At 50.8% G+C, this 6,984-nt stretch carries 4 protein-coding genes; all 4 read right to left on the minus strand.

What is annotated here, in order from left to right; translation table 11 throughout:
* Positions 1-51: 51 nt before the first annotated feature.
* The 4 genes from ACFSW8_RS01255 to ACFSW8_RS01270 all read right to left on the minus strand — a co-directional run bounded on the left by ACFSW8_RS01255 (position 52) and on the right by ACFSW8_RS01270 (position 6,900).
* Positions 52-4,446, minus strand: coding sequence for a GDSL-type esterase/lipase family protein (locus tag ACFSW8_RS01255; protein WP_377091108.1), 4,395 nt, complete (start codon positions 4,444-4,446; stop codon positions 52-54).
* Complete coding sequence (locus ACFSW8_RS01260) at positions 4,443-4,598, minus strand: hypothetical protein (protein ID WP_377091109.1); 156 nt, start codon at positions 4,596-4,598, stop codon at positions 4,443-4,445. The genes ACFSW8_RS01255 and ACFSW8_RS01260 overlap by 4 nt, the downstream gene beginning before the upstream one ends.
* A 219-nt stretch (positions 4,599-4,817) precedes the next feature.
* Entirely contained in the window at positions 4,818-6,092 is a 1,275-nt protein-coding gene (locus ACFSW8_RS01265) for an FAD-dependent monooxygenase (RefSeq protein ID WP_377091111.1), read from the minus strand.
* A gap of 124 nt (positions 6,093-6,216) precedes the next feature.
* On the minus strand, positions 6,217-6,900 hold the full coding sequence (locus ACFSW8_RS01270; protein ID WP_377091602.1) for a family 20 glycosylhydrolase: 684 nt from the start codon (positions 6,898-6,900) through the stop codon (positions 6,217-6,219).
* Between the last annotated feature and the right edge of the window lie 84 nt (positions 6,901-6,984).

The following is a 6,984-nucleotide window of genomic DNA, read 5'->3' on the forward strand; positions in this document are numbered from 1 at the left end:
TTCAATATCAGGCTTTCCGTCTACTACAAAAAAGCTCGTAATCGACCTTAACTACGTGCCATTCGGGTCAGTCCCCAATGCGTATTCCATTAACTCCACTAGCCCGTCCCCGTCCGTATCAGTCTGAGTAGATGCCCCTGGAGCAACACCTTGTACCTCTCTTTGCCAAGTCTCTAACGGAGTAAGTGCCCCCTCTAACATTTGTGAAAAGGTCAGCATCCCAACACCATTGGCATTCGTCACCCAATAATCCGCCCCCACTTCTAATTGATGAGATTGAAACGCTACCCTAGCCGCCTCAGCTGGTGCCACACCAGACAAAGTGAGAGTCAGGGTATGCTGTTGCACTTCCACTTGGGTGACTGACGGATCATTGATTGCTGTGCCGTCAGCACGCTCTAACTGAAAATAGTCTTCAACTCCAGCATCTACAATCAAACTATCTCCCAGATGGCGCATCTGAATGACAATCTCAGTGCGAGACCCATTTGAATAAGATGCTTTCATCGGGTTGGGCGCATCCAAGTTACCGCCGTCAGCCATCTCATAAAGATCACGCCCCATCGCTGCCGCTATCTGATTGCCCATCGCTTCATAACCATCAACATAGTCGTAGTGGCAAAAGTCAGGATTCAATTGCCCAGCAATCGCATTGTACGAAAACACTGAAAAGTTACTGAACTTGTCAGCCCACAAACGCTGGTAGTTCCTCAAACGCGTATCACTAGGCTCGACCCAATCATAACACTTTGGCCGCACCTGAATCGCATAAGTATGCTCCACCCCATAGTCATTCATCCAATCATGATAAAGCGCACTGAACATCGCGTCGTATGCTTCAGGTGTCTGAGTCCCTGCTACGCGCCCGTGAATGATTCCCTCATCACTCTCACCCTGACAAAAAATAATGGCACGAATCGCCTGCGTCACACCTGCCTTCTGGCACCGCCATAACAACCTGCCATAGTTACTCGCTGTATCCGATGGCTGACTGTCATTTCGAGGAAAAAAATCTAACTGCTTCCCTCCGTGAGCCCCTGTAATAACAGCCACAGGCACCTGATGTTGCTCAATCAAGGCAGCCCCAATCCTTGCCCCTAACTGCCCCACATGCCCGCGTGCTCTGTCGTCGTCATTGTTATCAACATCCTCATCAGCGATAGCATAGTGCCAATCTACATCTGCCTGAGTGAACCCCGCACGCATCGCCTCCTCATTCGCTGATTCCCCAAACTGAAAAATCGGATTCGTCCCAAAGGAACGTAGGTAGGGCCCCAAGTTTTCATTAGCCGAACCATTCCAATTTCGTGCATAAGCATTGCTCTGCCCCTGAACCAAGTAAACATCCCCCGCCACAATGTTATGTGCAATGCCTACAAGTGTGTCTCCACTTGCATCCCTTAGATAACAACGAACAGTGTATTGTGCGAGTTCAGGAACAATGCTAGGACTCAGACTAAACGCAGCCTCACCATCCACATATGTCAATGGTGATACAACCTCCCCCCCATAGACGACCCCATCTCGCCACAGCTTCAACACCACGGCATCATACCCACTCTCTAACACATTTCCCGATACCGGAACCGTCACAAGTGTCCCCCCCTCCCCACGTGGATATAACTGTAGATGCTTCGGAAATTGACTGAACTCCACCTCAGCTAATGCATAACAAAAAGCAGCCCGGTGGTGACGCGCAATTTCCTCATCGCTCAAAACCCCATCATACGCCGCAAAGCCATGAAGAACCTCTTCGTTCGCTGCCCCCAAGGGCTCAGCAGAGATGTTGGCCAAAGAACTCGCGGCTTGATTGAACGTATACGCCCGATTCAACACGCCAACTAAGCTGCCATTCAAAAAGACATGCGTAAACCCAGCCTCCGCATGCACGTTGAACACCATATGCTGAAATCCACCATAGGGCGAAGCCACACTTGTCCCATAGAGGGGCTCAAAAACGTGATCTCCACCATAGCTGATTCCCATCTTTTCACGGTTATTCCATTGCTCTAACCGCATGCTGCCATTGCTATCAGCTAGTAAAATCGCAGACGCTTGCCCCACATCACGCGCTCTCACTATAAATTCATAAGCAGCATCCCCACTTAATCCTGACAAATCCACCGTCACCCCCGCATTTTGACGAATAAGGGAGAAATCACTCACTGTTGCCACTGTCCCACGAGCCACCTCTTCCTGCCATCCCGTCGCGTCGATTGCCGTCACTCCTGACTCCCGGTTCGTCCTGTCGCTCACCTTTACATATTTATCGATGTAGGGCTGCAATGCAGTTGCAAGGGCTGTGTAACCATTGTTATTCGGGTGAATATTGTCCCCAACATGGTAATTTGAATAATACGCTCCATTCGGAGATGCCGGATCAATAAATACCTCATTGATGTCAAAGTAATGCAAATATGAAGAACTATCTCGGGCAAATGCCTTCTCTAAAATGACATCCACTTCTTGGGTCACCACACGTTCAGGATCCCCCACGTGCGCCCCGCGTAAAAAATTGGTGCACACAATATGAGCCTTCGGATGAATCGCCTGAATACCTTGAACCACCGATAAAATACCTTCCGCAATTTGCTGGCTTGTTTGTGCTCCATCTGGATTAAACACCAGCTCAGTCCCTCCGCTATCAATCACCCCCTCACGATTGTTCGTTCCTATAATCACAACAAACATCTTCGGCTTACCAATCCCGTCTAACAAACCGTTCTCAAGCATCCACAAGGTGTTTTGTGTCTGGTTGCCAGACATCGCTGCATTCACCGCACTGTATTGGTCGTAGTTGAATGCATTCCAAGTAGCACTCCCTCGGTCAAAAGTATGCGTGCGCCCCCCCACACTGCCAAATGACATCAATACTGAATCTCCAATAAACACCAACTCCGCCTCCTGCGTAGGTGCCGTCCCCCGAGCGCGTTGAAACGCCTCGCTCCAAGTCTCAGACTTGTCCGATGTGTTCCACCCAAAGGTCCCCGCCTTCCCTTCCACTTCTGAATAATCAGGCTTAGCTGCCACGGTCCCCCGATGCTGAGGAATATCCATTTGCTCTATATGCTGCGGACCTACCACATACACGTCCTCCACCAGCGGCTTCAACACCTCAAACCACTTGCTGTACCCCGCCGAACTCAGATGCAGTTGGTCAGTATCATAGAGACTTGTATCAATCCCCCCGCTGCCATCAGAAAATGCAGTGTAAAGATCGACATACTCCACACCCACCTGCCCCGCAGCCCACACCGCAATGTCAGCATTCACGCCTTCCACTAAGTTGTTGGAAACCGGATCTGCCCCATTGAAGTTTCGTGGCAAAATGCTGTGCAGTAAAATGACGGAGTCCGGCGACCATGCCCGCAAATCTTGCACCACAGCCTGAATCCCAATCACCACATCCTCTCGATTCTCTACATCCCCCAGCGCCGGCGCCGGCGATGACCCAGACGCGATCGCATTTTGATGCAGGTTGTTGGTTCCTATCATCAATGAAATCACCTCTGGCTTGGCCACGGAATCATACACTCCATTCGCCACCTGCCAGCGGATATTCTGAGTCACCTGCCCAGCAATCCCAGCATTCACTGGCTTGAAACGTGAAGTCCAGGTCGCATCAAATAATGGTTTGTGCTCGGAATCAACCAAGACATAGGGCCCCGTCTGAAGACTGCGCGTCATCTGGTCGGTAATCGAATCCCCAACAAACAGCACACCTACCTTATCCCCCGTCTCCCCAGTGATTTGATCGTGTCTATGTTCCCAATATTTCTTTACGGGACCACCCGCCCCTAACTGCGTGTCGACATTTACCCACACCACCGGCTCAATAAGCTTCTGAGAGTTGGCCTCCCCCTCAAACAACAACTGCGCATCATCGATCACAAAGACACCAGACGTACTACCCGCTCCCGACCTGACCCTCACACTCGGAGACCCAGCCTCCTGCCCACTCGTGGCATAACTCAAACTAAATGCGCTCAAGTCATCTCCCGGGCTCAAACTCGTAATCACATTGCTTGCCAAAACCGTCCCGTCCCCATCCAAAACCTCCAATGCTATCGAGTTCGTCGCCGCAAAGTTACTACTCTGACCAATCTTTACCGAAAATTCCAACTGCCCCACTCCCATCGCCGCGAAACTCGTACTCGCTGCCTGTGACACATTGCCATTCGCACTCAACCACATCCCCGCACTCCCAACCAAACTCCCCACCTGTACCGCCGAAGAGCTCGCGTAGGACTGATTCACCCTAGCTACTCCATAATTATTCCCAGCCCTGTCGATCACCCATGGCGCCACCGTCGTGAAGCGATTGTAGTGGTATTGGTTATAGCTACTATCCGCAGCAGTCTCAAAACTACCGTTACTGAGCATACTTTGCCCAAAAACCTGCCATGCTCCCGCCCATAATAAACTCGCTACCAAAGTGTATTTCACGCCTCCCCCCTTTCTCTAACAGATATCTCCAACCCACGCATAGCTCCATGCCCCTCCCATTCGTGATCTCCCGATAAGAATGGTGACCATAAAGCACATGCGATGCTCGACCCACTCGCTTCGGCGAGGGCCTGATAGTTAGATTTTTTCATAGTGTGTGGTAGCTGTGTGAATGCCTCCCCATTGCCAGAGAAACAGCACAGCCCATGGATGTACGCCATCGCTTGCCCCCTCGCAATCAGAAACTCCCAACCACCATTTAACTCCACCCAAAGCCTTGAAAATTGCAGGGATACACCCCACCTGTCCCCTAAAGAATCAAGTGACAACAAATCCCTCACTAACGTCGAATAAACGACAATCTCAACCGCTCAAAAAAGGCGCCACAGATGCTGCGGCTTGCACAGGTCAGTCGCAGCCCGCTCAAAGTGAATCACCTCGTAGAGAATCCGCGTTAACTGCCCATCCACCGCAGTCTTCGCATACACCCTCTCAGTCAACCATTGCATGCACTTCACCTTCAGCGATCGCTCTCCAAGCAAGCCAGTATGCCGCATATCCTCCACCATCACCATCTCCCAAGCATGATCCACCAGTGGGTCAATCAACTCAAAATACGCACGCGACCTCTCCGCTCCCATCGCAAGCCACACATCCAACTTCTCTGCCTCCAAGGCACACAATGTCATCCCCTGTCCAAACAGCGGGTTGAAACTACACACAGAATCCCCCAAAGCCACTAAGTTGTTGGGTAACGCACAAGCTCCGTAGTCATACCGTCGACTATTCTGAAAACGATAATGCTTCAAACTCCCCCCAAGTGGACTTGCCTCACGTATAGCCTCTGCCACCTCTTTACTTGCCAAGGTCTCGGCATAACGCTGAAAACTCTCCGCATCTGTTGGCATCTCATCCCCTTTCCTACCTGATAAAGTGACTAACCAACTCCCATCCTCCAAAGGGAAAACCGCTCCAGCCCGCGTCTCAGGTGGCTTGGGAATTACAAATAAGGCCTTCCATCCCTCCACTTCCACACGGCTGAAACGACATGAACAATAGCGTAAGTCAGATGCGATCAACTCCTCACTCACCTCCTCACCATTCACCCCCCTGAGCCACTCAGGCAAGCGCGTCCCTCTCCCACTACAATCTACCACTAAATCAGCTTCTATCTCCCTTCCATCGTCTAACACAACCTCCTTCACCCTCGCACTTTCCCCTTTGAGCCCCACGACCTTACCTCCTACCCAGTCAATCCTATCACAACCTAACAGTTCATCTCGAATCGCTCCTTCCAAACAGGCCCTGCTCATAAATGGCCCCTCCATCAATGCATCAAAGCCCGCCTTAACATGACCAAAATGATGCCACCGAAATTCTTTGCCAAAGTGTACCCACTCCGCTCCCGCGTCTCGCAAACGCTTCTCCAATCCCGGAAAAATCCCCACCATCGCTTTCCACCCCGAACTCAATAAACCATGCACATGGTGTCCTTGTGGTTGCTCCCTTACCTCCTGCTTGCCCCCATCTGGAGCTATCACCAACACTCGCTCATAGTGACGAGCCAACACACCAGCCGCCAATAAACCCGCCACACTCCCGCCAATGACTACCGCCTGCCCTTCAAATTTTAAATCGTCCTTCAACCCTCAGACTCATGCAGCATTCCTCACACTTTGAAAAGACATTCTTACCCAACTCTCATACTTTCTAACAAAAATGTGCCAGGACCCATTGCCCTGACACATACCCATCCTCCGCCAACAAGCGCTACTCGTATGGCAACTTCTTCAACACCTTAGTCTCGACTTTGCTCTGGATCACGCTCCCTGAAGATTCTTGCCCCCCATCTCCATACACCCGAGCTCTAAGCGTGTACTTAGCCCCCTTATCAATCGCTGGCACACTGAATCGATAGACATTGTCTTTCTGACTACTGCCAGTAAATCCCTTGTGTTTATCCACATCAATTTGCGCTCCATCCTTATAGAGCCCCACCTTCTCAATACTTAACCCCATCGCTCCCCCAGTATAATTGAAACTCACTTCGTAGTCCCCCTCGTGAATCGCATCACTCACATCAAACTCTAATTCCACACGCCCTTCCCCTGGCTTAAGCTCATTCGGTGACCACTCACCAAGCGTTCGTGTCTCTTCCCACCAATAGTTAATACCCATCCCATCCAAACGCTTCCTGTGGACCTGACTCAGTCGCTGATAAAAATCATCCCAGTCCTTCTGTGACTTCTGAGTCCACCCCGTTTCAGCAATCGCAGCTGCCCTCGGCCAAGTAGAAATATCTAACAACCATTCCTCGTGGATGAAAATCGTCCAGACGTTGCCCTGAATTCCTAAAATATGCTTTACCTCATCCGCTGACAAAGCTGCCGGAATAGGGTCGTAATGGTAGGCTCGATCTAACGGCTTATGTCCTGGCCAATGCGGTGGTTCCAGCGGACTGTGTGACTGTCCAGAATGGCACGTAGTTAAGGTCGATTACGAGCTTTTTTGTAGTAGACGGAAAGCCTGATATTGAAT

It is taken from the genome of Rubritalea tangerina (assembly GCF_042683245.1).
GTDB lineage: Bacteria > Verrucomicrobiota > Verrucomicrobiia > Verrucomicrobiales > Akkermansiaceae > Rubritalea > Rubritalea tangerina.